The organism is Pseudomonas fluorescens (assembly GCF_018614775.1).
Taxonomy (GTDB): domain Bacteria; phylum Pseudomonadota; class Gammaproteobacteria; order Pseudomonadales; family Pseudomonadaceae; genus Aquipseudomonas; species Aquipseudomonas fluorescens_BY.
The window spans coordinates 23,431-46,779 of record NZ_JAGGOF010000087.1 but is presented as its reverse complement, the minus strand read 5'-3'; the positions used below and the strand labels follow the sequence as shown (position 1 = coordinate 46,779).

At 61.0% G+C, this 23,349-nt stretch carries 26 protein-coding genes; 16 read left to right on the top strand and 10 right to left on the bottom strand.

Annotation, left to right across the window (positions count from 1 at the left end):
• From J7E36_RS20400 to J7E36_RS20390, 3 genes are all read left to right on the top strand, one after another.
• Complete coding sequence (locus J7E36_RS20400; RefSeq protein ID WP_215006981.1) at positions 1-606, top strand: arylesterase; 606 nt, start codon at positions 1-3, stop codon at positions 604-606.
• Between the two features lie 56 nt (positions 607-662).
• Positions 663-956 carry a hypothetical protein gene (locus J7E36_RS20395; RefSeq protein ID WP_041020059.1) on the top strand — a complete coding sequence of 98 codons (294 nt, stop codon included), beginning with the start codon at positions 663-665 and terminating at the stop codon, positions 954-956.
• Positions 957-1,205: 249 nt separating this feature from the next.
• Positions 1,206-2,177 carry a L,D-transpeptidase family protein gene (locus tag J7E36_RS20390; protein ID WP_215006977.1) on the top strand — a complete coding sequence of 324 codons (972 nt, stop codon included), beginning with the start codon at positions 1,206-1,208 and terminating at the stop codon, positions 2,175-2,177.
• Between the two features lie 126 nt (positions 2,178-2,303).
• Here the strand turns inward: J7E36_RS20390 and oprI are convergent, their stop codons facing one another.
• Positions 2,304-2,555 (bottom strand): outer membrane lipoprotei OprI, encoded by a 252-nt coding sequence (gene oprI, locus J7E36_RS20385; RefSeq protein ID WP_003183784.1) that lies wholly within the window; start codon positions 2,553-2,555, stop codon positions 2,304-2,306.
• 628 nt (positions 2,556-3,183) lie between these two features.
• On the opposite strand from oprI, the gene J7E36_RS20380 reads away from it, so the two are divergent.
• Complete coding sequence (locus tag J7E36_RS20380) at positions 3,184-3,465, top strand: GNAT family N-acetyltransferase (protein ID WP_003183779.1); 282 nt, start codon at positions 3,184-3,186, stop codon at positions 3,463-3,465.
• A gap of 83 nt (positions 3,466-3,548) precedes the next feature.
• On the opposite strand, the gene J7E36_RS20375 is transcribed toward J7E36_RS20380, so the two are convergent.
• A complete protein-coding gene (locus J7E36_RS20375; protein ID WP_215006974.1) occupies positions 3,549-4,625 on the bottom strand; it encodes a 3-deoxy-7-phosphoheptulonate synthase in 1,077 nt (358 codons plus the stop codon).
• Between the two features lie 265 nt (positions 4,626-4,890).
• On the opposite strand from J7E36_RS20375, the gene J7E36_RS20370 reads away from it, so the two are divergent.
• The 4 genes from J7E36_RS20370 (at position 4,891) to cysB (ending at position 8,449) form a co-directional block, all read left to right on the top strand.
• Complete coding sequence (locus tag J7E36_RS20370; protein WP_215006971.1) at positions 4,891-5,844, top strand: putative 2-dehydropantoate 2-reductase; 954 nt, start codon at positions 4,891-4,893, stop codon at positions 5,842-5,844.
• 17 nt (positions 5,845-5,861) lie between these two features.
• Positions 5,862-6,767: a 5'-nucleotidase gene (locus J7E36_RS20365; protein ID WP_215006968.1), complete on the top strand. Its 906-nt coding sequence runs from the start codon at positions 5,862-5,864 to the stop codon at positions 6,765-6,767.
• Between the two features lie 96 nt (positions 6,768-6,863).
• The gene (locus J7E36_RS20360; RefSeq protein WP_215006965.1) at positions 6,864-7,364 is read left to right on the top strand and encodes a universal stress protein; all 501 of its coding nucleotides are present in this window, start codon (positions 6,864-6,866) and stop codon (positions 7,362-7,364) included.
• 110 nt (positions 7,365-7,474) lie between these two features.
• Positions 7,475-8,449, top strand: coding sequence for an HTH-type transcriptional regulator CysB (gene cysB, locus J7E36_RS20355; protein ID WP_003183769.1), 975 nt, complete (start codon positions 7,475-7,477; stop codon positions 8,447-8,449).
• Between the two features lie 9 nt (positions 8,450-8,458).
• Here the strand turns inward: cysB and J7E36_RS20350 are convergent, their stop codons facing one another.
• Positions 8,459-8,941, bottom strand: coding sequence for a GreA/GreB family elongation factor (locus J7E36_RS20350; RefSeq protein WP_215006962.1), 483 nt, complete (start codon positions 8,939-8,941; stop codon positions 8,459-8,461).
• A 2-nt stretch (positions 8,942-8,943) separates the two neighbouring features.
• The gene (locus J7E36_RS20345) at positions 8,944-9,342 is read right to left on the bottom strand and encodes a hypothetical protein (protein WP_215006959.1); all 399 of its coding nucleotides are present in this window, start codon (positions 9,340-9,342) and stop codon (positions 8,944-8,946) included.
• A gap of 121 nt (positions 9,343-9,463) precedes the next feature.
• On the opposite strand from J7E36_RS20345, the gene earP reads away from it, so the two are divergent.
• Positions 9,464-10,597 carry an elongation factor P maturation arginine rhamnosyltransferase EarP gene (gene earP, locus J7E36_RS20340; RefSeq protein ID WP_215006957.1) on the top strand — a complete coding sequence of 378 codons (1,134 nt, stop codon included), beginning with the start codon at positions 9,464-9,466 and terminating at the stop codon, positions 10,595-10,597.
• Between the two features lie 48 nt (positions 10,598-10,645).
• Positions 10,646-11,215 carry an elongation factor P gene (locus J7E36_RS20335; protein ID WP_003199385.1) on the top strand — a complete coding sequence of 190 codons (570 nt, stop codon included), beginning with the start codon at positions 10,646-10,648 and terminating at the stop codon, positions 11,213-11,215.
• Positions 11,216-11,421: 206 nt separating this feature from the next.
• On the opposite strand, the gene J7E36_RS20330 is transcribed toward J7E36_RS20335, so the two are convergent.
• The 3 genes from J7E36_RS20330 to J7E36_RS20320 all read right to left on the bottom strand — a co-directional run bounded on the left by J7E36_RS20330 (position 11,422) and on the right by J7E36_RS20320 (position 13,772).
• Positions 11,422-12,435, bottom strand: coding sequence for an alpha/beta hydrolase (locus J7E36_RS20330; protein ID WP_215006954.1), 1,014 nt, complete (start codon positions 12,433-12,435; stop codon positions 11,422-11,424).
• A 35-nt stretch (positions 12,436-12,470) separates the two neighbouring features.
• Complete coding sequence (locus tag J7E36_RS20325; RefSeq protein WP_215006951.1) at positions 12,471-12,890, bottom strand: organic hydroperoxide resistance protein; 420 nt, start codon at positions 12,888-12,890, stop codon at positions 12,471-12,473.
• Positions 12,891-13,310: 420 nt separating this feature from the next.
• Complete coding sequence (locus J7E36_RS20320) at positions 13,311-13,772, bottom strand: MarR family winged helix-turn-helix transcriptional regulator (RefSeq protein ID WP_215006948.1); 462 nt, start codon at positions 13,770-13,772, stop codon at positions 13,311-13,313.
• Between the two features lie 147 nt (positions 13,773-13,919).
• Between J7E36_RS20320 and J7E36_RS20315 the strand changes: the two genes are divergently transcribed.
• Positions 13,920-14,669: a sulfite exporter TauE/SafE family protein gene (locus J7E36_RS20315; RefSeq protein WP_215006945.1), complete on the top strand. Its 750-nt coding sequence runs from the start codon at positions 13,920-13,922 to the stop codon at positions 14,667-14,669.
• On the opposite strand, the gene J7E36_RS20310 is transcribed toward J7E36_RS20315, so the two are convergent.
• A complete protein-coding gene (locus J7E36_RS20310) occupies positions 14,659-15,513 on the bottom strand; it encodes a LysR substrate-binding domain-containing protein (protein ID WP_172679721.1) in 855 nt (284 codons plus the stop codon). The genes J7E36_RS20315 and J7E36_RS20310 overlap by 11 nt on opposite strands.
• A 97-nt stretch (positions 15,514-15,610) precedes the next feature.
• Here J7E36_RS20310 and J7E36_RS20305 point away from each other — a divergent pair, with 97 nt between their 5' ends.
• A complete protein-coding gene (locus tag J7E36_RS20305) occupies positions 15,611-15,829 on the top strand; it encodes a DUF1127 domain-containing protein (RefSeq protein ID WP_215006942.1) in 219 nt (72 codons plus the stop codon).
• Between the two features lie 64 nt (positions 15,830-15,893).
• Entirely contained in the window at positions 15,894-17,123 is a 1,230-nt protein-coding gene (locus J7E36_RS20300) for a winged helix-turn-helix domain-containing protein (protein WP_215006938.1), read from the top strand.
• Between the two features lie 124 nt (positions 17,124-17,247).
• Here the strand turns inward: J7E36_RS20300 and J7E36_RS20295 are convergent, their stop codons facing one another.
• Complete coding sequence (locus J7E36_RS20295) at positions 17,248-18,594, bottom strand: class II 3-deoxy-7-phosphoheptulonate synthase (RefSeq protein WP_215006935.1); 1,347 nt, start codon at positions 18,592-18,594, stop codon at positions 17,248-17,250.
• A 125-nt stretch (positions 18,595-18,719) separates the two neighbouring features.
• On the opposite strand from J7E36_RS20295, the gene J7E36_RS20290 reads away from it, so the two are divergent.
• Both J7E36_RS20290 and J7E36_RS20285 read left to right on the top strand, forming a co-directional pair.
• Complete coding sequence (locus tag J7E36_RS20290; RefSeq protein WP_215006932.1) at positions 18,720-19,475, top strand: spermidine synthase; 756 nt, start codon at positions 18,720-18,722, stop codon at positions 19,473-19,475.
• Between the two features lie 426 nt (positions 19,476-19,901).
• On the top strand, positions 19,902-21,575 hold the full coding sequence (locus tag J7E36_RS20285) for a DEAD/DEAH box helicase (RefSeq protein WP_215006929.1): 1,674 nt from the start codon (positions 19,902-19,904) through the stop codon (positions 21,573-21,575).
• Between the two features lie 198 nt (positions 21,576-21,773).
• Here the strand turns inward: J7E36_RS20285 and J7E36_RS20280 are convergent, their stop codons facing one another.
• Positions 21,774-22,541: a DODA-type extradiol aromatic ring-opening family dioxygenase gene (locus tag J7E36_RS20280; RefSeq protein WP_215006926.1), complete on the bottom strand. Its 768-nt coding sequence runs from the start codon at positions 22,539-22,541 to the stop codon at positions 21,774-21,776.
• Positions 22,542-22,644: 103 nt separating this feature from the next.
• On the opposite strand from J7E36_RS20280, the gene J7E36_RS20275 reads away from it, so the two are divergent.
• Positions 22,645-23,298: a thiopurine S-methyltransferase gene (locus J7E36_RS20275; RefSeq protein WP_215006923.1), complete on the top strand. Its 654-nt coding sequence runs from the start codon at positions 22,645-22,647 to the stop codon at positions 23,296-23,298.
• Positions 23,299-23,349 lie beyond the last annotated feature (51 nt).

Below are 23,349 nucleotides of genomic sequence, written 5' to 3'. Positions count from 1 at the left end.
ATGCGTGTGTGGTTTTTGAGTGCCGGCCTGGCCTTGATGTGCATGGCCCAGAACGCAGCGGCGGGTACAGTCCTGATCGTTGGCGATAGTATCAGCGCGGCTTTCGGCCTGGATACCCGGCAAGGCTGGGTGTCGTTGCTCGAACAACGGCTCAAGGCCGAGGGTTTTGACGACAAAGTGGTCAATGCGTCCATCAGTGGCGACACCAGCGCAGGAGGCCAGGCGCGGCTGCCGGCGCTGCTTGCAGCCCATAAGCCGGACCTGGTGATTCTGGAGCTGGGTGGCAACGATGGCTTGCGCGGGCAGCCGCCAACACAATTGCAACAAAACCTTGCAGCGATGATCGACAGCGCCCGCGCCAGCGGTGCCAAGGTCTTGCTGTTGGGCATGCAATTGCCGCCCAACTATGGACGGCGATACACCGATGCGTTTGCCCAGGTCTACAGCACCTTGGCCGAAGAGAAAAAGGTCCCGCTGGTGCCGTTTTTCCTCAAGGAGATCGGCGGTGTCCCGGGGATGATGCAGGACGACGGATTGCACCCGTCCGTCGCCGCCCAGGGCAAGCTGCTGGAAAATGTCTGGCCGACGCTGAAACCGCTGCTTTGACGCTTTTCTACCGGCGGGCTTTCGGCTAATGTGGCGCCCCCGATTTGGAGCCCCCGATGCCGCGTCCCGCCTGGTCCCTGTTTGCCTACCAACTGATCGAGCCTGACGAGCAGCTGGACCTGTTCGCCTGCCAGGAAGTGCGGGTGCACCTGGTGACCCGGCAGTTGGAACTCGGCGGCTCGGCCGACCGGACACTGTGCGGCAGCCTGCTGCCGGCACAGCCGCGCTGGTCGGGCGTCGATCGGCGGATCTTCCAGGACCATCGCCTGTGCTCATTGTGCCGGGCGATCCTCGAATCCCAGAAGCGCGGCACCTCGCCGATCTGGCCGGAACTGCGGTTCGAGTTGTAATCACTAACCGTCCGTCATGACACCGAATAAATGTGGGAGCCGAGCTTGCTCGCGATGACGGCGGTACATTCCTTCGATGTAACAGGAGCCACCGCTATCGCGAGCAAGCTCAGCTCCCACAGGGACTGGGATGAATGCCGAAGAGTGCTGTGCATCGGACGCCGCCTTGCCTCCCTCCCCGAAATAACAGATGGCGGTGTACAATCGCCGCCTACATACCCTCTGTTCGATCTGCGAAGGATTTCCCGGATGTTGCCGCGCTTGCCTGCCGTCGCCCGCTGCCTGTCTCTAGCCGCCCTGTGCATGGCGGGCCCCGTTGCAGCACTGGAGCTGCCTTTGCCACCGCCGGGTGAAGACATTGTCGGCCAGGTGCAGGTCATCAAGGCCAAATACGAAGACACTTTTGCCGACCTGGGCACGACCTATGACCTGGGTTACAGCGAGATGGTTGCCGCCAACCCGGGGGTCGATCCCTGGTTGCCGGGCGCCGGCACGGAGATCGTGCTGCCGACCCGCTTCATCCTGCCGCCGGGCCCGCGCGAGGGCATCGTGATCAACCTGGCCGAGTACCGTCTCTACTATTTCCCCAAAGGCCGGAACGTGGTCTACACCTTCCCGCTGGGGATTGGTCGTGAGGGTTGGGGGTCGCCGATCGCCCACACCAGCATCATCGCCAAGACACCGAACCCGACGTGGACCCCGCCGGCCTCGATCAAGGCCGAACATGCCGCCGACGGCGACCCGCTGCCAAATGTGGTGCCAGCCGGCCCGGATAACCCGCTGGGGCCGTTCAAGTTCACCCTGGGCACGCCGGGCTACCTGATCCATGGTTCGAACAAGAAGTTCGGCATTGGCATGCGGACCAGCCACGGTTGCTTCCGGATGTTCAACAACAACGTCCTGGAGATGGCCGGCATGGTACCGGTGGGCACGTCGGTGCGGATTATCAACGACCCCTACAAGCTTGGCCTGAGCGGTGGCAAGGTTTACCTGGAAGCCCATACGCCGCTGGACGACAAGGGCAACCCGTCGGTGGTGGACAAACACACTGCGGTGATCAACGCGATGCTCAAGCGTGAGGACATCACCAGCAACCTGCGGATGAACTGGGACGTGGTGCGCGACGTGGTGGCTGCCGAAGATGGCCTGCCGGTCGAGATCGCTGTACCGAGTACCTCGGCGCCGATGGTTTCCAGCGCACCGATCGATCTGCAACAGTAACCGCTCCCTACCCACCCGCCGGCGTCCAGCGATGTCGGCGGGTTTTTTATCGCCTGGAGAAAATACCGGGCAATAAAAAAGCCGACCCATGAAATGGGTCGGCTCGATAACAATCCCGAAGGACTATTACTTGCGGCTAGCTTTTTCCAGCATGCGCAGAGCACGCTCGTTAGCTTCGTCAGCAGTCTGTTGTGCTTTTTGAGCAGCAGCCAGAGCTTCATCAGCTTTACGGTAAGCTTCGTCTGCACGAGCCTGGGAGCGAGCTGCTGCGTCTTCGGTAGCAGTCAGACGTGCTTCGGTTTCTTTCGATGCGCTGCTGCAACCGGTAGCCAGAACTGCGGCCAGGGCCAGAGCAGAGAATTTCAGAACGTTGTTCATCGTGTTCCCCTTCAAGGACTTTCTATTAGTGACTGTCTCCCCAGACTGGGGAGTTAGCCGGCGTACATACTACCCATTACTTGTAGTAAGTAAACTGACGTAGCGCAAGAAGCAAAAAAATTGTAGGCGGTGATTCTTTTTCAAGCAACTTTTCTGACGGTTGTTGAAAAAATACACAGCCGCAAGCCCGTGGCAGGAGTGCGTAAAGGAAGAAAAGTTCCACCCACGGCGAACTCCTCCTAGAGCCACTAACGTCGTTGTTTGTTGATTCGCCTGGCATTTTGGACATTTTTTGCGCACTGTCCCAGGCATCTTTGTTGGGTGTTGGCGGTGACTTTAACTAGCGGCGCTCGTCTCAAGACTCAACAACTGGCGATGTTCAGCTACTGCACCGTGACCGACTACAGAGCGACGATGGTGCTCGGTCGATAAAACCGACGAGGTTCCCCCTTCGATGACAGGTGTGCCTTGAGCATTTGCGTCATTGGTGCCTACTATTCACGATGTGCTCGGATTTGAGCGGATCGGTTTTGGCGCTCGTGACCAGGAAGGCAGGTGGCGTAGATGTTCCTTCGCCGGAAAAACATCGGTAAGGTAGGGTCAGCATTCAGACCCGCGAGGAGTAGTGATGAGCGAGGCGTTGTCCATCCACCATGACCAGGCTGGTCATCAGTTCGAGACCAATGTGGACGGTCATCGTGCCTATCTGACCTATATGGACCTGGGCAAGCAGACCCTGGACATCTATCGCACTTTCGTGCCCAACGCCCTGCGCGGCAGGGGCATTGCCGCGGCGCTGACCGAAAGGGCGCTGCAGTACGCCGAAGAAATGGGCTACACGGTGATCCCGTCCTGCTCCTACGTGGAGCGCTACATGGAGCGTCACCAGCGGCACGCGGCGAAGCTCTGAAATAACGGATTCCCAATAAAAAATGCCGGGCTGAGAAGCCCGGCATTTTTTTGCGTCGATTTTTATCTGTTGGCGAAGGCCGATCAGCTGCGCTGGCGCTTTGGCAGCACGTCCTTGAGTTTGGCGTGCATGCTGCGCAAGGTGTTCTCGGTCGCGCTCCAGTCGATGCAGGCATCGGTGATGGATACGCCGTACTGCAAGTCGGCCAGGTCTTTCGGGATCGCCTGGCAGCCCCAGTTCAGATGGCTTTCGACCATCAGGCCGATAATCGACTGGTTGCCTTCCAGGATCTGGTTGGCGACGTTCTCCATCACCAGCGGTTGCAGGGCCGGGTCCTTGTTGGAGTTGGCGTGACTGCAATCGACCATGATGTTCGGCTTGATCTTCGCCTTGTTCAGGGCCTGTTCACACAGGGCGACGCTGACCGAGTCATAGTTCGGCTTGCCGTTACCACCGCGCAGTACGACGTGACCGTAGGCGTTGCCCTTGGTGGTGACGATCGACACGCCGCCTTCCTGGTTGATGCCCAGGAAGCGGTGAGGGCTGGAAACCGATTGCAAGGCGTTGATTGCCACCGTGAGGCCGCCGTCGGTGCCATTCTTGAAGCCCACTGCCGATGACAGGCCGGAGGCCATCTCGCGGTGAGTCTGGGATTCGGTGGTGCGCGCGCCGATGGCCGACCAGCTGATCAGGTCCTGCAGGTACTGCGGGGAGATCGGGTCCAGCGCTTCGGTGGCGGTGGGCAGGCCCATTTCCGCCAGGTCCAGCAACAACTGGCGACCGATGTGCAGGCCGTCCTGGATCTTGAACGAGTCGTCCAGGTAGGGGTCGTTGATCAGGCCTTTCCAGCCGACGGTGGTCCGCGGCTTCTCGAAATACACGCGCATCACCAGGTACAAGGTGTCGGAGACTTCCGCGGCCAGCACTTTCAAGCGCTCGGCGTATTCGTGGGCGGCCTTGATGTCATGGATCGAGCACGGCCCGATGACCACGAACAGGCGATGGTCGTTGCTATCGAGAATGTTGCGGATGACTTCCCGGCCCTTGGTCACGGTGCGCAGGGCTGCGTCACTCAGGGGAATATCGCGCTTGAGCTGGTCAGGCGTGATGAGGGTCTCGTTGGAGGCGACGTTAAGGTCATTGATCGGTAAATCAGCCATCGTGTTACTCGTCAGGTCACGGGTGCCGGCCGCCAGCGATCCCCGCGCGGCGGTGCACAGCGAATGTTAAGCGCGTCGGGGAGCCGAACCTTATCGCGTTACGAGGGGGCTCGACAATGGGCAGGGGCAGGTTTCAAGGGGATTTGTCCAGCTTTTGCCGGCGCAAGGCTTGCCCACGATGAAGGCACCTCGGTTCAAGGGTAAACGGGTAGACTTCCTCGCGGGCAAGGCTCGCTTTCACCGCTTTACCAGAGGAGTCGCAAAGATGCAGGCAGGGGTAAAACCGCGGATTGGCATGATCGGCACCGGGGCGATTGGCGGGTTCTATGGCGTGCTGCTGGCGCGGGCCGGTTTTGATGTGCACTTTTTACTGCGCAGCGAATTCGCAGCCGTGGTCGAGCGCGGCTTGCAGGTCGACAGCACGGTGCATGGCGCGCTGACCCTCGACCCGGTCCAGGCGTATCGCTCGGCAGCCGATATGCCGCCCTGCGATTGGCTGCTGGTCGGCGCCAAGACCACCAGCAACGCCGACCTGGCCCCGGCCATCCTCCAGGCCGCGGCCGACGGTGCAAAAGTCCTGCTGCTGCAGAACGGCCTGGATGTCGAGGAGGACCTGCGGCCGCTGTTACCTGAATCGCTGCACGTGTTGGGCGGCCTGTGCCTGGTCTGCGTGCATCGTGTCGGCCCCGGCATTATCGCCCACCAGGCGCTGGGGGCGGTCAATGTCGGTTACCACAGCGGTCCGTGCGCCGATCAGGCTGAACGCATGGCGATTGTCGAAGAGGCTGCGGCGCTGTTCCGCCGCGCCGGTATCGACTCCCAGGCCATGCCGGACCTGCAACAGGCCCGTTGGCAGAAGCTGGTGTGGAATGTGCCCTACAACGGTCTTTCGGTGCTGCTGGGGGCAAGCACCACGCCGTTGATGGCCGACGATGCCAGCCGCCAATTGATCCGGGCACTGATGAGGGAGGTGGTGCGCGGTGCGCAGGCCTGCGGTCATCACATCGCCCCGGGTTACGCCGAGTATCTGTTCTCGATGACCGAGAAGATGCCCGACTATTGGCCGAGCATGTATCACGATTATTCTCACAAGCGGGCGCTGGAGCTGGACGCCATCTATCGCCGGCCACTGGCGGCGGCAAAAGCGGTGGGGTGTGAGCTGCCGAGGATCGAAGCTTTGTACCAGGCGTTGGCGTTTGTCGATCAACGCAACCGCTGAAGGGGAATGGGGGCGACATGGCAAACAACATTGACGACAAGCTGGTGCTGGCGATTTCGTCGCGGGCGCTGTTTGACCTGAGTGAAAGCCACAAGGTGTACCTGTCGGGCGGCGTCGAGGCCTACCGGCAATACCAGATCGAACATGAAGACGAAGTGCTGGAACCGGGGGATGCATTCGCCCTCGTGCAAAAGCTGCTGAGCCTCAATGCGCACCTGGGTCGAGCCCGGGTCGAGGTGATCCTGGTCTCGCGCAACAGCGCCGACACCGGCCTGCGGGTGTTCAACTCGATCCATCACTATGGCCTGGCGATCTCGCGCGCCGCATTTGCCGGCGGTCGCAGTCCTTATCCCTACCTCAAGGCGTTCGGCTGCGATCTGTTTTTGTCCACTCACGCCGAGGACGTGCGCAGTGCCCTGGACGCCGGGTTCGCGGCTGCGACCATTCTGTCTGGCGGTGCCAGCCGTGCCGCCAGCGAAGAACTGCGGATTGCCTTCGATGGCGACGCGGTGCTGTTTTCCGATGAATCGGAGCGCGTCTATCAGGCCGGTGGTCTGGAGGCGTTCCAGGCCAGCGAACGGCAGTCGGCGCGCGAGCCCTTGCGAGGCGGGCCGTTCAAGGGCTTCCTGGCGGCGCTCAATGCACTGCAGCGCGAATTTCCCGAGGACGCCTGTCCCATCCGCACGGCGCTGGTGACGGCCCGTTCGGCACCGGCCCACGAGCGGGTCATCCGTACCTTGCGCGAGTGGGATATCCGCCTGGATGAATCGCTGTTCCTCGGCGGCCTGACCAAGTCGGCATTCCTCGAAGCCTTCGCCGCCGACGTGTTCTTCGACGACCAGACCGGTCACTGCGAGCTCGCCCGCGAAGTGGTCGCCACGGGGCACGTCCCCCATGGCATCAGTAATGAGTTGAAGCCCTGATGGCCGCTTGTTCAGGGCGCCAAGCGGAACGTCATGGACCCCGAGGCGCTGCTAAGCTGAATCCATCTCCGCCATTCTGGCACGCGAGGAGGTCTCATGATTCGTTCGATGCTGTACGCCACAGACCTGGGGCTCTACGCCCCTTATGTGATGCAGCATGCCTTGGCGTTGGCACGGACGTTTAAAGCCGAGTTGTATGTGGTGCATGCGGTAGAGCCAATGGGGTTGTTCGCCGAATCGGTGTTGCAAAGCTATCTCGATGAGCAGGCGCTGAACGAATTCCATCGGCAGGGTCTGAATACGGTGATGGCCAACATCGAACAACGGGTTCTCGACAGTTTTCGCGAAGAGTTGGGGGAGGGGCAGCAGGACTTGCAACTGATCAGATCGGTCAGGGTATTCCAGGGTGATCCGTCCCAGGTCATTCTCGAGCAGGCGGCGAAACTCTCGGTCGATTTGCTGATCGTCGGCAGTCATTGCCAGGGGGCGGATGGTGAAAGCCCCTTGGGCAGGACCGCCGCCCGGGTACTGCAGTTGTCCCGGGTGCCGGTCTACCTGGTGCCGCTGGTGCAGCGGCGACGCCAAGGAGAGGCATGAGGCTATATGATGGCCTTTTATAAAAAGTTCTAGATTTATTGTCAAAACCTTTCATATAGTTATATACCGTCGCTGATGCCCGTGACGTCCAACTGCTTTGAGGGATTCATATGAAGCTTCAACAACTGCGCTACATCTGGGAAGTGGCGCACCACGACCTCAACGTTTCCGCTACCGCCCAGAGCCTCTACACGTCGCAACCCGGCATCAGCAAACAGATCCGCCTGTTGGAAGACGAACTCGGTGTCGAAGTTTTCGCCCGCAGCGGCAAACACCTGACCCGCGTGACCCCGGCCGGCGAGCGCATCATCACCACGGCGGGCGAGATCCTGCGCAAGGTCGAAAGCATCAAGCAGATCGCCCAGGAATTCTCCAACGAGAAAAAAGGCACCCTGTCGATTGCCACCACCCACACCCAGGCCCGTTATGCGCTGCCGCCGGTGATCAGCAATTTCATCAAGCAGTACCCGGACGTTGCGTTGCACATGCATCAGGGCTCGCCGATGCAGATCGCCGAAATGGCCGCCGACGGCACGGTGGACTTCGCCATTGCCACCGAGGCCCTGGAGTTGTTCGGCGACCTGGTGATGATGCCGTGCTACCGCTGGAATCGTTGCGTGGTGGTGCCCCAGGGCCACCCGCTGACCAAGTTGCCGAAGCTGACCCTCGAAGCCCTGGCCGAATACCCGATCGTGACCTACGTCTTCGGTTTCACCGGCCGGTCGAAGCTCGACGAAGCCTTCAGCCACCGGGGCCTGACCCCCAAAGTGGTGTTCACCGCGGCCGACGCCGACGTGATCAAGACCTACGTGCGCCTTGGCCTGGGCGTTGGCATCGTGGCGAAAATGGCCGTCGACACCAAGCTCGACAATGACCTGGTGGTGCTCGATGCCAGCGAGTTGTTCGAATCCAGCGTGACCAAGATCGGCTTCCGACGCGGCACCTTCCTGCGGGGGTTCATGTGCGATTTCATCGAGAAATTCGCCCCGCACCTGACCCGGGAGGTCATGGCCAAGGCCATCCAGTGCCACAACAAGCAGGAACTCGAAGAACTGTTCGACGGCGTCGAACTGCCGGTGCATTGAACCGCGTTTCTAGATCGCCTCGGTGACAGCAAAGTGTTGCCGGGCACCCGCCACGACGATCTCCACTTCATCCCCTTCGGACTTGCCCAGCAGGCCTCGGCCCAGCGGCGAGCGAGGGGTGATGACGGTGATCGGTTGCCCCACCAGCGAAACCTTCAACCCCGCCGCATCCGGTCCCAGGAACAGCCATTGCTGGCGACCGTCTTGATCTTCCAGCCCGATCAACGTCCCCACCTGGATCCCGCGCTGCTCGTCGTAGGGCCTGAGTACCAGGTTCTGGCAAAGGGCGAGGGCCTGGCGGATTTCTTCCACGCGCCTGGCTTGCCCTGCGGCGAGGTAGGAAGCTTCCAGGCCGAGGGTGTCGTATTTGTTCTCGGCGACATTTTCTTCGTGGGTCGCGGTCTCATACGCGGTTTGGGCTGCGCGTTCGGCGATCTCGAGATCGATCTTGAGCTTGTCGAGAATCAGTTGGTGGACAGTTTGCTTGTTCATGATCATTCGCAGAATTGCAGGACGTTGGCGCGGCTTTTTTCATTGGGCGCGGTCTGGTCCTGCTGCAGCCAGAACTGGCACTTGGGGTTGGACAGGTTGCGGGGGTTGTTACGAGCCTGATCGAGGGCTTGCCGCTGCTCGTTGCGCTGCAGGTTTTGCTGGTACTGCTCGAACATCGGCGTAGGCGGTTCCGGGGCCGGTTGCACTGCGGCTGGTACCGCCGGCGGTTGCGCCAGTTGATGCACGGCCGCAGCGACCGGCGCCAGTGGCTCGCCGAGGAGGTATTTCGACAGCAACCAGCCCGTCAGGACGATGGCAAGGAAGCCCAGCCACAGGCCGAGGGCGATGCTGACGGTCAATTTCAGGGCTGAAAGACGCGGGGCGGGCGGGTAATCAGGCATGGCTGCTTCCTGGCAGGGGCATGGGTAGGCGGTGATTGTCGCATGAAGATTAATCGCCGTCGGCTCTTCTGCACGCCGGGTTTATTCGGGACAATCAGGCCTTTGCCACAGGGAGTCGGGAATGGCCGTGCGCTGGGATATTTTTTGCACCGTCGTCGATAACTTTGGCGACATTGGGGTCACCTGGCGCCTGGCTCGGCAATTGGTGGCCGAGCATCAATGCGCGGTGCGGCTGTGGGTCGATGACCTGCGGGCGTTCGAGCGGCTGTGTCCGGAAGTTGATGTCACGCTGTCCGAGCAATGGCAGCAGGGGGTGGAGGTGCGTCACTGGCCCGAGGCGTGGCCGGCCACCGAGGCGGCCGACGTGGTGATCGCGGCCTTTGCCTGCCAATTGCCGGGCGCTTATATGGATGCGATGGCTGCGCGCCCGACCACGCCGTTGTGGATGAACCTCGATTACTTGAGCGCCGAGGACTGGGTGATCGGATGCCACGGCTTGCCGTCGGTCAAATACAAACACGTGCAGAAATATTTCTTTTTTCCAGGCTTCCAGCAGGGCACCGGTGGCCTGCTGCGTGAGGCGGGTCTTGTGGAGCGCCGTCGGCAATTTCAGCAGGATGCCGGGGCGCAGCGAATTTTCCTGCAAGGGCTGGGCGTCGATCGGGCGCCGGACGCTTGCCTGATCTCGCTGTTTGCCTATGAAAACGCCGGGCTGGCCAGTTGGTTCGACACCCTGGCCGCCGATACCCAGGCGTTTCATGCTGTGGTGCCCGAGGGCCGGGTGCTGGGTGATGTCGAGCGTTGGCTCGGGGTCGATGGCCTGACGGTGGGCGCAGTGCATCGACGCGGCTCCCTGACGGTGCAGGTACTGCCGTTCATTCGCCAGGATCAGTACGATCAACTGCTGTGGTGCTGCGATTTCAATGCGGTGCGTGGCGAAGACTCCTTCGTCCGTGCCCAGTGGGCCGGTCGGCCGCTGCTCTGGCACATCTACCAGCAGGAAGAGGACGTTCACTTGGAAAAGCTCGAGGCGTTTCTCCGGCTCTACACCCGGGGGCTTTCGGCGGCGGCGGAAAAAGCGATCAGCGGTCTCTGGCGGGCCTGGAACGCCGGCCAGGACATGGCCGAACACTGGAGAGCCTGCCGCGAACAGCAGCAGGAACTGGCCGAACATGCCCAGGCATGGTCTCTGGAACAGGCCTCGCGAGCCGATCTTGCCGCAGCGCTGGTGAAGTTTTATGGAAATTGGATATGATACGCGGCCTAGATTTTTGTAAATCCCATCCAAATTCGGATATTCGCAATGAAAACTGGTAAAGAACTGAAACCCGGGACCGTGATCCGTCTCGAAAACGATCCTTGGCTGGTTCAGAAAGCTGAGTTCACCAAGTCGGGTCGTAACAGCGCGATCATGAAGACCAAGCTGAAGAACCTGCTGACCGGTTACAAGACCGAGATCGTCTACAGCGCCGACGACAAACTGGACGACGTGATCCTCGACCGCAAGGAAGCGACCCTGTCCTTCATCAGCGGCGACACCTACACGTTCATGGACACCACTGACTACACCATGTACGAGCTGAACGCCGAAGACATCGAAAGCGTTCTGCCATTTATCGAAGAAGGCATGACCGACGTCTGCGAAGCCGTGTTCTTCGAAGAGCGCCTGGTATCCGTAGAGCTGCCGACCACCATCGTGCGTCAGGTTGACTACACCGAAGGCTCCGCTCGCGGTGACACTTCCGGCAAGGTGATGAAGCCTGCCAAACTGAAGAACGGTACCGAACTGTCGGTCGCTGACTTCATCGAAATCGGCGACATGATCGAGATCGATACCCGCGAAGGCGGTTCCTACAAAGGCCGCGCTAAATAAGCGAAGTTTTTTGTATGAAAAAAGCCCGACCATTGAGTCGGGCTTTTTTATTTCTGCTGGATCATGTTGGTTCAGTGGCAGGGTAGGGTCTGAGGTAAAGCTTGTGTGGGAGCAAAGCTTGCTCGCGATGCAGGCACCTCGGTTCCAGAGATACCGCGCTGTTTTCATCGCGGGCAAGCCTTGCTCCCACAGCCCTCCACTGTCCGTTACTTCAAGTGCTGCTTGAGTTCTTCAGAGACCTGCAACATCGCCGAACGCACCGCTGGCACCTGGCTGACCACGTTGAGCAAACCGTAGTCGTGGATCATGCCGTTGTAGCGCACGGCCGTGACCGGCACGCCGGCGGCGTCCAGTTTGCGCGCATAGGCTTCACCTTCGTCGCGCAGTACATCAGCCTCGGCGGTCTGGACCAGCGCTGGCGGCAGGCCCCTGAGTTGCGCGGTACTGGCCCGTAGCGGCGAGGCATAAATCTCACCGCGCTGACCGGCGTCGGTGGTGTAGTTATCCCAGAACCACTTCATCATGTTCTTGCTGAGGAAGTGCCCTTCGGCGAACTGGTTGTAGGACGCGGTCTCGAAGCTGGCATCGGTCACCGGCCACAGCAGCGCCTGGAAGCGGATGGCCGGCGTGCCTTTGTCCTTGGCCATCAGCGCCACGACGGCCGCCATGTTGCCACCAACGCTGTTGCCCGCTACAGCCAGGCGCTTGCCGTCGACATTGAGCTCTTTGCCATGCTCGGCCACCCATTTCGTCGCAGCGTAGGCCTGGTTGATCGCCACTGGATAATGCGCCTCGGGTGAAGGCGTGTAGTTGACGAACACCGCGACGGCGCCCGAGCCCGCCACCAGATCCCGTACCAGCCGCTCGTGGGTGGGGAAGTCGCCCAATACCCAGCCGCCGCCGTGGAAGAACATGAACACGGGTAACTCACCCTTGACCCCGGCTGGCCGGACGATGGTCAGGCTGATCGACTGGCCATCGGCCTGGATGGTTTTCTCGCTGACATCGGCCTTGGGCAAGGTCAGCTTGGCCCCCGCCTGCGCGCCGACCAGCACGGCGCGGGCGTCCTTGGGCGACAGTTGCTCCAGTGGCTTGCCGGTACCGGCGTTCAGCGCATCCAGAAAAGCCTGGGTGTTGTGTTCGACGATGCCGTCGGCGAAGGCGCTGCTGACGCTGAGTGCGAGAAGGGTACCGGTCAAGGCTTTGCTGAGCGTGTTCATGTGCGTGTCCTTAGGTTCGAGTCCGGACTCAGGGGTTAGACGGCGACGTGCAGGCGCACATCAACGTTGCCACGGGTGGCGTTGGAGTACGGGCAGACCTGGTGAGCTGCGTCCACCAGGCTCTGCGCGTCGGTCTGGTCCAGGCCCGGCAAGCTGATGTGCAGATCGATATCGAGACCGAAACCACCAGGAATCTGGCCGATGCCGACATGAGCGGTGATCGAGGCGTCATCCGGGATCTTGCGTTTGCTTTGGCTGGCAACGAATTTCAACGCGCCGATGAAGCAGGCCGAGTAGCCAGCGGCGAACAATTGCTCAGGGTTGGTCGCTGCACCGCCGGCGCCGCCGAGTTCTTTAGGTGTGGCGAGTTTGACGTCGAGAATGTTGTCGCTGGAGATCGCACGACCATCACGGCCGCCGGTGGAGGTTGCGATTGCTGTGTAGAGAGTTTGCATTTGGAAGCCTCGCTTGAGTGGTTATTCTGCGCTAAATGTTTGCGCGCTAAGTAGGTGTGGAGAGAATGTATAGCGCTAATAATTAGTGCGCAAGATAAATTTTCAAGGAAAATTGAATTTTCAATCTCGGAGGGCCTGGAACCCTTGTTTTAGAGGTGTTGTAAGCGAGGATTTTTTTGGGCAAAGACGTTGGGAGCGGTGGGTCAGCGGATGGGAAGGTAGCTGTGTTGACGCCATCGCGAGCAGGCTCGCTCCCACAGGGGGATTTGCGGCGAGCGGAAATTTGCGGCCATCGAAGATCAGGGTGGGAGCGAGCCTGCTCGCGATGGCGGTGGGTCAGCGGATGGGGATGTTAGTTGTATTGAGACCATCGCGAGCCGCCATGCTCCCGCTGTGATGGCTTAACTGCCAGGCAGCGGGCTACAGGGCGTCTTGCAGGTGGCCGCGCAAGGCTTGTAAGTCAAGCTGCAGCTTCTTCAGTTGCTCCAGGGTCTGGCCGCTGGCGGCGAGGATGCACTGAGGGATGTCGAGGGCTTTTCCACGCAGGGCCCGGCCTTGCTCAGTGAGTTCGACGATCACCACGCGTTCGTCTTCGCGGCTGCGGGTGCGGCTCAACAGGCCTTCAGCCTCCAGGCGCTTGAGCAGTGGGGTCAGGGAGCCGGGATCGGTGAGCAGGCGCGTGCTGATTTCGCCGACGGTCAGCCCATCCTTTTCCCACAAAACCATCATCGCCAAGTATTGCGGATACGTCAGGCCCAGGGCCTGGAGCAGCGGCTTGTAAACTTTGGTCATCAGCAACGAGGTGGAATGCAGGGCGAAACAGACCTGGTTGTCGAGCAACAGGGCTTCGCAGGCTTCAGGGGTGTCACGCGGAGTGCTCATGGCAGAACCTTCAAACTGAATATCGTTGTGAATCTAGCGGGCGAACCTTTAATGCGCCAGATAATTCTGGCGTTCTGATCAGAAGTTGCGTTCCCCCGCTGGCGGCGACTGCGTAGGATAGGCGTTCTGGTAAAAGGGGAGCCGTCTGTGATCGAGTTTGGGGTGTTTCTGCTGTTCGGTGCCGTATTGGGCACTATGGGGGGATTGTTCGGGATCGGTGGCGGGCTGATTGCAATTCCGGTGCTGGGCGTGTGGTTCGGTCTTGATCAACAGCTCGCCCAGGGTACCGCGCTGGTCATGGTGGTACCCAACGTCATGCTCGCGCTGTGGCGCTATCACCAGCGCAATCGCATTGAACTACGCCATGTCCTGCCGCTGGCGTCCATGGGGTTCTGTTTTGCCTGGCTGGGTTCGATCTGGGCCGTGGGCATCGACGCGCAAAGCATGCGGATCGGCTTTGTGGCCTTCCTGATCGCGCTGACCGCCTATAACCTTGTGCGTATGTTCACCGCGACGACGCCGGCTTCGGCGCAGATGCGTCATGGCTGGCCATGGCTTGGCGTATTGGGGGCGGCGTCCGGCACCATGGGAGGCTTGTTCGGTGTCGGCGGAGCGGTCGTCGCGACGCCGATCCTGACCAGCCTGTTCGGCACCACCCAAGTGGTTGCCCAGGGGTTGTCCCTGGCGTTGGCCTTGCCGAGTACCGGCGTGACCCTCGCCACCTATGCTTTTCACCATGAGGTGGACTGGAGCATCGGCCTGCCGCTGGCCGTCGGTGGCCTGCTGAGCATCAGTTGGGGGGTGAAAATCGCCCACGCCTTGCCGGAACGGCTGCTGCGCGGGCTGTTCTGCGGTTTCCTGGTGCTGTGCGCGGTGCTGCTCGCCCTTAAAGTTTGAAGCCTTCGACGATGTGCTCGGCCAGGCACTCGGTGATCGGCGAAGGGTTGTGCAGGTTGCGGATCAGCATGATGCTGGCCTCGGGCAGTTCCGGCAGGTCTTCGGCCTCGCCCAGTACGCGCATGTCCGGGGTCAACAGGCTCTCCAGTTGTGCTGTGATCGCCAGGCCGGCGCCGACCACGGCCATCAGCGCCGACAGGCTGGAGCTGTTGTACGCCACGCGATACTCGCGGCCCATGGCATCCAAGGCATTGCAAGCCCACTGCCGGCAGAAGCAATCACTGTTGAACATCGCCAGTGGCAGCGGGGTTTGTTCATGGACATTGAAGCAAGCGGCTTCGGCCCAGACGAACCGTTCTTTGCGTAGCAACTGGCCGATTTCATCCCCCGGTTTGCGGGTGACGATGGACAGGTCCAGGTCCTGGCGTAGCAACAGCTGCTTGGACGATTCGCAGTGCACCTCGATTTCGATCAGCGGGTAGAACTGGGCGAAGCGTTGCAGGATTCCCGGCAGGAACCGCATCACGTAGTCGTCCGGCGTGCCGATGCGCACCGTGCCGACCATGTGTGGTTCGCGCAAGGTGTTGAACACCTCGCTGTGCAGCTTGAGGATCCGCCGGGCGTAGCCGAGCAGCACCTGGCCTTCAGCGGTGAGCTTGACCTGGCGTCCATCGCGCTCGAACAGCCGCCGCTGCAAGACATCTTCTTCCAGGCGCTTCATCTGCATGCTGACGGCGGATTGGGTGCGATTGACCAATTCACCGGCGCGGGTGAAACCGCCCTGGTCGGCGATGGCGACGAAGGTACGCAGCACTTCCGTATCGATGCTTGGGTAACTCGACAATTGATCAATCTCCGAGATGTATTGCATAAGAAACATTCGTTGGATTGATCTTAGCGTTAGCGCGAGACTTGAGCCATCCCCAACGGAGGACATCACGATGAAAGGTCAAAAAGGCTATCTACTGATAGACAAACTCTCCCACGGCTTCTCGGTCAGCGCGCTGTTGCACAAGTTTAGCCGCTGGTACGAATTGCACCATGAACGCGAGCTGCTTGCCGGAATGAGCGACGAGGCGCTCAAGGACATCGGTATCAGCCGTGCCGACGTGGAGCAGGAGGTGGTGCGGCCATTCTGGGATGACCCAATGCACAAATGAGCCATCCTTCCCTACACAAACCCCTTATTGGTGAGGTAGGTTGCGAGCAGACAAGGAGATCTCCATGCCCGCGACGCTGTCCTTTACCCTCAAACAGGCCCGGCGCCTGGCGTTGGCCGCCCAAGGATTCGATGGGCGGTCGCCGCCAGCTTCGGTGCAACCCTCGCGCCTCAATCGCCTGATCGACCGCCTCGGCGTCCTGCAAATCGATTCAGTCAATGCGTTGGTGCGCTCGCACTATCTCCCGCTGTTCTCCCGTCTCGGTCACTACAACCCCGATCTGCTCGATCAAGCGGCCTGGAGCCAGGGTCGACGTCGAACCCTGTTCGAATACTGGGGCCACGAAGCATCGTTGCTGCCAATGTCGCTGTACCCGCTGATGCGCTGGCGTATGCAACGTGCGGCCCGTGGTGAGGGGATCTACCAGCAATTGGCGCGTTTCGGCCAGGATCGGCAGGACGTCATTCGCCGCGTGCTGGCTACCGTCAGCGAGCAGGGCGCGGTGGGCGCGGGCAGTTTGTCCACGCGCCAGGAAAAGGCCGGGCCCTGGTGGGACTGGAGCGATGAGAAGCATGCGTTGGAATGGCTGTTCGCCGCGGGTGAAGTGACGGTGGCCGGGCGACGGGGTTTCGAGCGGCTCTACGATTTGCCGGAGCGGGTGCTCCCGGCCGAAGTTCTGCAACAAGCGCTGCCGGACGAAGCCCAGGCCCAACGCGCGTTGCTGGTGCACGCCGCGCAGGCTTTGGGCGTCGGCACGGAAAAAGACCTGCGCGACTACTTTCGCCTTGACCCGGCGGATTGCCGCGGGCGGTTGGCTGAACTGGAGGAAGCCGGTGAGCTGTTGCGCTGCGAGGTGCAAGGCTGGAAGCAGTCGGCCTGGTGTCGACCCGCAGTGAAAATCCCTCGCAAAGTGGCGGCCAGCGCGTTGCTGTCGCCCTTCGATTCGCTGGTCTGGGAGCGCAGCCGTACCGAGCGGTTGTTCGACTTTCGCTACCGGCTGGAGATCTATACGCCGGCCCACAAGCGGGTGTATGGCTACTACGTCTTGCCGTTCCTGCACAACGAACGTATCGCTGCGCGGGTCGACCTCAGGGCGGAGCGGGCCTTGGGTCGATTGGCGGTGCATGCCGTGCACGAGGAAACGCCCGGGCTGGACGAAGAGGGTGTGCAGGCCCTGGCGGCGAACCTGCGGCGCATGGCGAACTGGTTGGGGTTGGAGCGGGTGCAGCTCAACTGCCAGCGGGTGGGTGGGGTTCGGTTGGCGGGGGTGTTGGCCCAGCTCGTGGGTGACTGAGCGGGCCCTATCGCGAGCAGGCTCGCTCCCACATTAATCGTGTTCCCCACAAATCCTGTGTTCACCAACGATCAACTGTGGGAGCGAGCCTGCTCACGATAGCGATCTGACAGGCGACAAAAATTTACCGCCTGACCTGCTTCAACGTTTCCGCAATCAAAAACGCCAACTCCAGCGACTGGTCGGCATTCATCCGTGGGTCACAGTGGGTGTGATATCGATCCGACAGCCCATCTTCGGTGATCGGCCGTGCACCGCCGATGCATTCGGTGACGTTCTGTCCGGTCATTTCGATGTGGATGCCGCCGGCGTAAGTGCCTTCCGCTGCGTGGGCCTGGAAGAACTGTTTCACTTCGCCAAGGATCTGCGCGAAGTCCCGGGTCTTGTAGCCGCTGCTGGCCTTGATGGTGTTGCCGTGCATCGGGTCGGAGCTCCACAACACCTGCTTGCCTTCACGCTTCACGGCGCGCAACAGCGGCGGCAGGTGATCGGCGACCTTGTTGGCGCCCATCCGGGCGATCAGGTTCAGGCGACCCGGGTCGTTGTCCGGGTTGAGCACATCGATCAGCCGGATCAGGTCGTCAGGGTCCATGCTTGGCCCCACCTTGACTCCGATCGGGTTGTTCACCCCGCGCAGGAATTCGACGTGGGCGCCGTCCAGCTGGCGGGTACGGTCGCCGATCCAGAGCATATGGGCCGAGCAGTCGTAATAGTCATTGGTCAGGCTGTCACGGCGCACGAAGGCTTCTTCGTAATTGAGCAGCAGCGCTTCGTGGGCGGTGAAGAAGCTGGTTTCACGCAGGTGCGGCGAGCTGTCCATGCCGCAGGCGCGCATGAATGCCAGGGTTTCATCGATGCGGTCGGCCAGGTGGCTGTATTTTTCCGCCAGGGCCGAATTGGCGATGAAGTCCAGGTTCCACTTGTGCACCTGATGCAAGTCGGCGAAACCACCCTGGGCGAAGGCGCGCAACAGGTTCAAGGTGGCGGTGGACTGGTGGTAGGACTGCAGCAATCGCTCCGGGTCCGGTACGCGGCTTTTTTCGTCGAAACCGATGCCGTTGACGATGTCGCCCCGATACGCCGGCAGTGTGACGCCGTCGATGGTTTCGTCGTTGGCCGAGCGCGGCTTGGCAAACTGCCCGGCCATGCGCCCGACCTTGACCACCGGGCAACCGGCGGCAAAGGTCATGACGATCGCCATCTGCAACAGAACCTTGAAGGTGTCGCGGATCTTCGCCGCCGAGAACTCGGCAAAGCTTTCGGCGCAATCGCCGCCTTGCAGCAGGAAGGCCCGGCCCTGGGTCACCTCGGCGAACTGACGGCGCAGCTCCCGGGCCTCACCGGCAAACACCAGCGGTGGATAGCTGGCCAGGGTCTGCTCCACCTGCAACAAATGCGCGGCATCGGGGTAACGGGGTTGCTGCTGGATCGGCAGGGCGCGCCAGCTGTCAGGGCTCCAGGGTTGGCTCATCATGATCTCTAGGTGATTTACGCTCGGACGGCCATGTTATCAGCAAATTAGTGCGTGACCTGTTTGCGTGGCTTCGCGACAATCGCACCTTTGCGCGGCCCGTCCGGCAACCATCAGGAGATGAAATGACAGAGGAGCGCGTCGAGCATCTGCTCGCCGAGGTGCACGACGAGTTCGGCATGATCCGGGTCTTCGAAGTGGCCGATTACCGGTTTCTCGAGTTTGGCGATGCCATCGAGCAAAGCTGCGTGTTCACGGCTGACCCGAGTTGGCTCGAATACGATTACACCCGCGCCATGCTGATCGGTGCGTTGTGCCATGAACAGCCGGAAAGCGCGCTGTTCCTGGGCCTGGGGGCCGGGACGCTGACCCAGGCCTGCCTCAAGTTCCTGCCGCTGGAGGACGTCGAAGCCATCGAACTGCGCCCCGACGTGCCGCGCCTGGCGATTGAATACCTGGGGCTGGATGACGATCCGCGGTTGTATATCCGCGTTGGCGACGCCTTGGAACTGCTGGAAACCGCCGAGCCGGCGGACCTGATCTTCGTTGACCTCTATACCGATGTCGGCCCTGGCGTCGGGCACTTGGCCTGGGGGTTCCTGGCAAACTGCCAGAAGCGCCTCAACCCGGGTGGCTGGCTGGTGATCAACCAATGGGCCACCGACGATGGCAAGCCGTTGGGCGCGGCACTGCTGCGGGGTTTGTACCATCGGCATTACTGGGAACTGCCGGTGAAGGAGGGCAACGTGATCCTGATTGTGCCGGCGGACCTGGACCAGGCACTGGACATGCCAGGACTGGTCGCCCGCGCCGAGGCACTGGCGCCGCGACTGGGCTATTCGCTGCTACCGCTGATCAAGGCGATCCGGCCGGCAACCTGAGGCCAGTCCATCGGGACGCTGAATCTGTAAAGGCTACACCTGTCACAACTGAGTCGTTGGGAGCAAGGCTTGTCCGCGATGCAGGCGCCACCTATTTCGGGGATATCAAGTTGCTCTTGTCGCGAGCAAGCTTTACTCCCACAGGCGCGCGCTCACCGCTCTGGCTCCCACAAAAATATCTCCCTTTTTGGCCGAATTCCGGTATAGTGCGCGCCGGCCTTTAGCCGGGCCGCGTCAAGGTAATGCAATTTTCGGAGCCAGCTCCGGTTGCATGTCCGCACAACGGATACACCCACGACGTTCTTATTCATTCATTCGTTTTCGCAAATCCCCGCCGACAAAGCTGCCAGGGCGACTCTTGAGTCTCAACACGGCATGCGCAGCTTTGGAGCATGGGTCTTTGCGGATGCACTTAGAGGCAGACCCATGACCCAGGAACTCGGCGGCTTCGCCGCTTTCAATCTCAATCCGAACATTCTTGCAGCCGTCGCAGCGACCGGCTACGAAGAACCTTCGGCTATTCAGCAGCAATCGATCCCGATCATCATGGCCGGCCATGACATGATTGGTCAGGCGCAAACCGGTACGGGTAAAACCGCCGCGTTCGCCTTGCCGATCCTGCATTGCATCGATCCTGCCAAGCGCGAGCCGCAAGCCCTGATCCTGGCGCCAACCCGAGAGTTGGCGCTGCAAGTAGCAACCGCTTTCGAAACCTACGCCAAGCAAATGCCTGGCGTTACCGTTGTGGCCGTTTACGGCGGTGCCCCGATGGGGCCGCAACTGAAAGCCATCCGTAATGGTGCACAGATCGTTGTCGCCACTCCGGGTCGTCTGTGCGACCACCTGCGTCGTGACGAAAAAGTACTGGCCACTGTGAACCACTTGGTTCTCGACGAAGCCGACGAAATGCTCAAGCTGGGTTTCATGGATGACCTGGAAGCCATCTTCAAGGCGCTTCCAGCGACCCGTCAGACCGTATTGTTCTCGGCCACCCTGCCGCAGTCGATCCGGGCCATTGCCGAGCGCCACCTGCGCGATCCGCAACACGTCAAGATCCAGACCAAGACCCAGACCGTCACCGCGATCGAACAGGCTCACCTGTTGGTTCACGCCGACCAGAAGACCTCGGCCGTACTGAGCCTGCTGGAAGTCGAAGATTTCGACGCCCTGATCATGTTCGTACGCACCAAGCAAGCGACCCTGGACCTGGCCAGCGCCCTGGAAGCCAAAGGCTACAAAGCCGCTGCGTTGAACGGCGACATTGCCCAGAACCAGCGTGAGCGCGTCATCGACTCGCTCAAGGATGGCCGTCTGGACATCGTTGTGGCGACCGACGTCGCTGCTCGTGGCTTGGACGTCCCGCGTATCACCCACGTGTTCAACGTGGACATGCCGTACGATCCGGAATCCTACGTTCACCGTATCGGCCGTACCGGCCGTGCCGGTCGCGAAGGTCGTGCACTGTTGCTGGTCACCCCGCGTGAGCGCCGCATGCTGCAAGTGATCGAGCGTGTGACCGGTCAGAAGGTGGCCGAAGTTCGCCTGCCGGACGCCCAGGCCGTTCTTGATGCCCGTATCAAGAAACTCACCAACAGCCTGTCGCCGCTGGTGGCTGACGCCGAATCGACCCACGGTGATCTGCTTGATCGCCTGACCGCCGACATCGGTTGCACCCCGCGTGCCCTGGCCGCTGCGCTGCTGCGCAAGGCCACCAATGGTCAGGCGCTGACCCTGGCTGCGATCGAGAAGGAACGTCCGCTGGTGCCGAACAACGCACCGCGTGGCGACCGTCCCGAGCGTACCGGTGACCGTCCGGACCGTGGTGACCGTGAGCGTCGTGCACCGATCCCGTTGGGCGAAGGCCGCGCTCGCTGCCGTACCGCCCTGGGTGCTCGTGACGGCATCGCTGCCAAGAACCTGCTGGGTGCCATCCTCAACGAAGGTGGCCTGGCGCGTGAAGCGATCGGTCGCATTCAGGTGCGTGACAGCTTCAGCCTGGTGGAACTGCCGGAAGATGGTCTGGAGAAGTTGCTGACCAAGCTCAAGGACACTCGTGTGGCCGGCAAGCAACTCAAGCTGCGTCGCTATCGCGAAGATTGATCGGCTCACGGGCTGATTGATCGAACAAAAAAATCCCCGACTGGTTCGGGGATTTTTTTGCCTGTTGTTTGATGTTTCTTCAGGGAGAGTGGGGTGGACGCCCATCGCGAGCAAGCTCGCTCCCACATTGGATTTTCACCGCTCACAAACCCCTGTGGGAGCGAGCTTGCTCGCGATGGGGGCGACCTGGTCCATCAGTCAGTCAAACCGGTAGATATCCATCCCCAGCGTGCCCATCTCGAACCCTTGATGGGCAACACTGAACGCACCACCGGCCCCTCGGGCAAAATACAACGGCAACAAATGTTCATCGCTGGGATGGCTGCGCACGGCGTTGGGCGCCTGACGACGGTAATCATGCAGTGCCAACTCGTCGTCGGCCGCCAGCTTCTCCACCATCCAGTCGCGAAAGGCCTGGGCCCAGGGCTCGACGCTTTCCGGGCCGGCATTCCAATCGAGGTCGCGCAGGTTATGGGTAATGCTGCCGGAGCCGATCAGCAAGACACCTTGCTGGCGCAGGCTCGCCAGGGCCTGGCCGACCCGGGTTTGCAGTGCCGGTCCCTGGCGGCTGGGCAGGGACACCTGCACTATCGGGATGTCGGCCGCAGGATACATCAACGACAAGGGCACCCAGACGCCGTGGTCAGCGGGTCGTTCTGCATCGAGGCGTGCCGGCAAATGTGCGGCGTTGAGCAGATCTGCTACCTGGGCGGCCAGGGTTGGATCCCCTGCCGCCGGGTATTGCACCTGGTACAGGGCCGGTGGGAAACCACTGAAATCATGCCAGGTGCGTGGTCGTGGGTTGGCGTTGACCAGCAGTTCATCACTCTCCCAATGGGCGGACACCACGACGATGGCGGTGGGCCTGGGCAGTTCTGCGGCGAGACGCGCCAGTGCCGGGCCGCTGTCGCCAGGCTCCAGGGCAAGCATCGGTGAGCCATGGGAGATAAACAGGCTGGGCAGCATGAACGGACTCCTGAGCGTTAAGATGTCGTCATCTTCCGCCAGGTCAATGATCTGAATCTAATATAAGTTTCAGTCCGTTTTGATCGAATTTTTGGAGCGAAGCATGGAACCCGAGTTTTGGCACAAGCGCTGGTCATCGAACCAGATCGGTTTTCACTTGCCGGAAGTGAACCCTTACCTGAAGCATTTCTGGCCGCTACTGGGGGTGAGCCAGGGCAGTCGGGTGCTGGTGCCGTTGTGCGGGAAAAGCCTGGATCTGCTGTGGCTTGCCCATCAGGGCTACGCCGTAGCAGGCGTGGAGCTGTCTGAAAAAGCCGCCAGCGATTTTTTCCTTGAGCATCAGCTGCAGCCGAGCGTCAGTGAGGAGGGAGCGTTCAAGGTGTTCAGGGCCGGGGATATCGAAATCCGCTGCGGCGATTTCTTTGCCTTGAGTTCGGATGACGTCGCCGACTGTGCGGCGCTATACGATCGAGCGGCGTTGATTGCCTTGCCTGGATCGATGCGAGAGCGGTACGCGGCCCATTTGCAGGCGATCTTGCCGGAGTGTGCAGGGTTGTTGATTACCCTGGATTACGACCAGGCGCAAATGCCTGGTCCGCCATTTTCCGTGGGCGATGAGGAAGTGCAGCGGCTGCTGGGGAATGTCTGGCAGTTGGAAATCTTGCAGGAACAGGACGTGCTGGGGGAAAGCTGGAAGTTCCTGCAGGCTGGGGTGACAAGGCTGGATGAGCGGGTGTATCGGCTTTCCGGTCGTTGAGTCGCTGATGATTGTTCCCACGCTATGCGTGGAAACAAAGCCTGGGACGCT

Bases quoted from the DNA above. Each gene is read 5' to 3' on its own strand.
- J7E36_RS20400 (WP_215006981.1), top strand. From the start codon at position 1: ATGCGTGTGTGGTTTTTGAGTGCCGGCCTGGCCTTGATGTGCATGGCC.
- J7E36_RS20395 (WP_041020059.1), top strand. From the start codon at position 663: ATGCCGCGTCCCGCCTGGTCCCTGTTTGCCTACCAACTGATCGAGCCT.
- J7E36_RS20390 (WP_215006977.1), top strand. From the start codon at position 1,206: ATGTTGCCGCGCTTGCCTGCCGTCGCCCGCTGCCTGTCTCTAGCCGCC.
- oprI (WP_003183784.1), bottom strand. From the start codon at position 2,555: ATGAACAACGTTCTGAAATTCTCTGCTCTGGCCCTGGCCGCAGTTCTG.
- J7E36_RS20380 (WP_003183779.1), top strand. From the start codon at position 3,184: ATGAGCGAGGCGTTGTCCATCCACCATGACCAGGCTGGTCATCAGTTC.
- J7E36_RS20375 (WP_215006974.1), bottom strand. From the start codon at position 4,625: ATGGCTGATTTACCGATCAATGACCTTAACGTCGCCTCCAACGAGACC.
- J7E36_RS20370 (WP_215006971.1), top strand. From the start codon at position 4,891: ATGCAGGCAGGGGTAAAACCGCGGATTGGCATGATCGGCACCGGGGCG.
- J7E36_RS20365 (WP_215006968.1), top strand. From the start codon at position 5,862: ATGGCAAACAACATTGACGACAAGCTGGTGCTGGCGATTTCGTCGCGG.
- J7E36_RS20360 (WP_215006965.1), top strand. From the start codon at position 6,864: ATGATTCGTTCGATGCTGTACGCCACAGACCTGGGGCTCTACGCCCCT.
- cysB (WP_003183769.1), top strand. From the start codon at position 7,475: ATGAAGCTTCAACAACTGCGCTACATCTGGGAAGTGGCGCACCACGAC.
- J7E36_RS20350 (WP_215006962.1), bottom strand. From the start codon at position 8,941: ATGAACAAGCAAACTGTCCACCAACTGATTCTCGACAAGCTCAAGATC.
- J7E36_RS20345 (WP_215006959.1), bottom strand. From the start codon at position 9,342: ATGCCTGATTACCCGCCCGCCCCGCGTCTTTCAGCCCTGAAATTGACC.
- earP (WP_215006957.1), top strand. From the start codon at position 9,464: ATGGCCGTGCGCTGGGATATTTTTTGCACCGTCGTCGATAACTTTGGC.
- J7E36_RS20335 (WP_003199385.1), top strand. From the start codon at position 10,646: ATGAAAACTGGTAAAGAACTGAAACCCGGGACCGTGATCCGTCTCGAA.
- J7E36_RS20330 (WP_215006954.1), bottom strand. From the start codon at position 12,435: ATGAACACGCTCAGCAAAGCCTTGACCGGTACCCTTCTCGCACTCAGC.
- J7E36_RS20325 (WP_215006951.1), bottom strand. From the start codon at position 12,890: ATGCAAACTCTCTACACAGCAATCGCAACCTCCACCGGCGGCCGTGAT.
- J7E36_RS20320 (WP_215006948.1), bottom strand. From the start codon at position 13,772: ATGAGCACTCCGCGTGACACCCCTGAAGCCTGCGAAGCCCTGTTGCTC.
- J7E36_RS20305 (WP_215006942.1), top strand. From the start codon at position 15,611: ATGAAAGGTCAAAAAGGCTATCTACTGATAGACAAACTCTCCCACGGC.
- J7E36_RS20300 (WP_215006938.1), top strand. From the start codon at position 15,894: ATGCCCGCGACGCTGTCCTTTACCCTCAAACAGGCCCGGCGCCTGGCG.
- J7E36_RS20295 (WP_215006935.1), bottom strand. From the start codon at position 18,594: ATGAGCCAACCCTGGAGCCCTGACAGCTGGCGCGCCCTGCCGATCCAG.
- J7E36_RS20290 (WP_215006932.1), top strand. From the start codon at position 18,720: ATGACAGAGGAGCGCGTCGAGCATCTGCTCGCCGAGGTGCACGACGAG.
- J7E36_RS20285 (WP_215006929.1), top strand. From the start codon at position 19,902: ATGACCCAGGAACTCGGCGGCTTCGCCGCTTTCAATCTCAATCCGAAC.
- J7E36_RS20280 (WP_215006926.1), bottom strand. From the start codon at position 22,541: ATGCTGCCCAGCCTGTTTATCTCCCATGGCTCACCGATGCTTGCCCTG.
- J7E36_RS20275 (WP_215006923.1), top strand. From the start codon at position 22,645: ATGGAACCCGAGTTTTGGCACAAGCGCTGGTCATCGAACCAGATCGGT.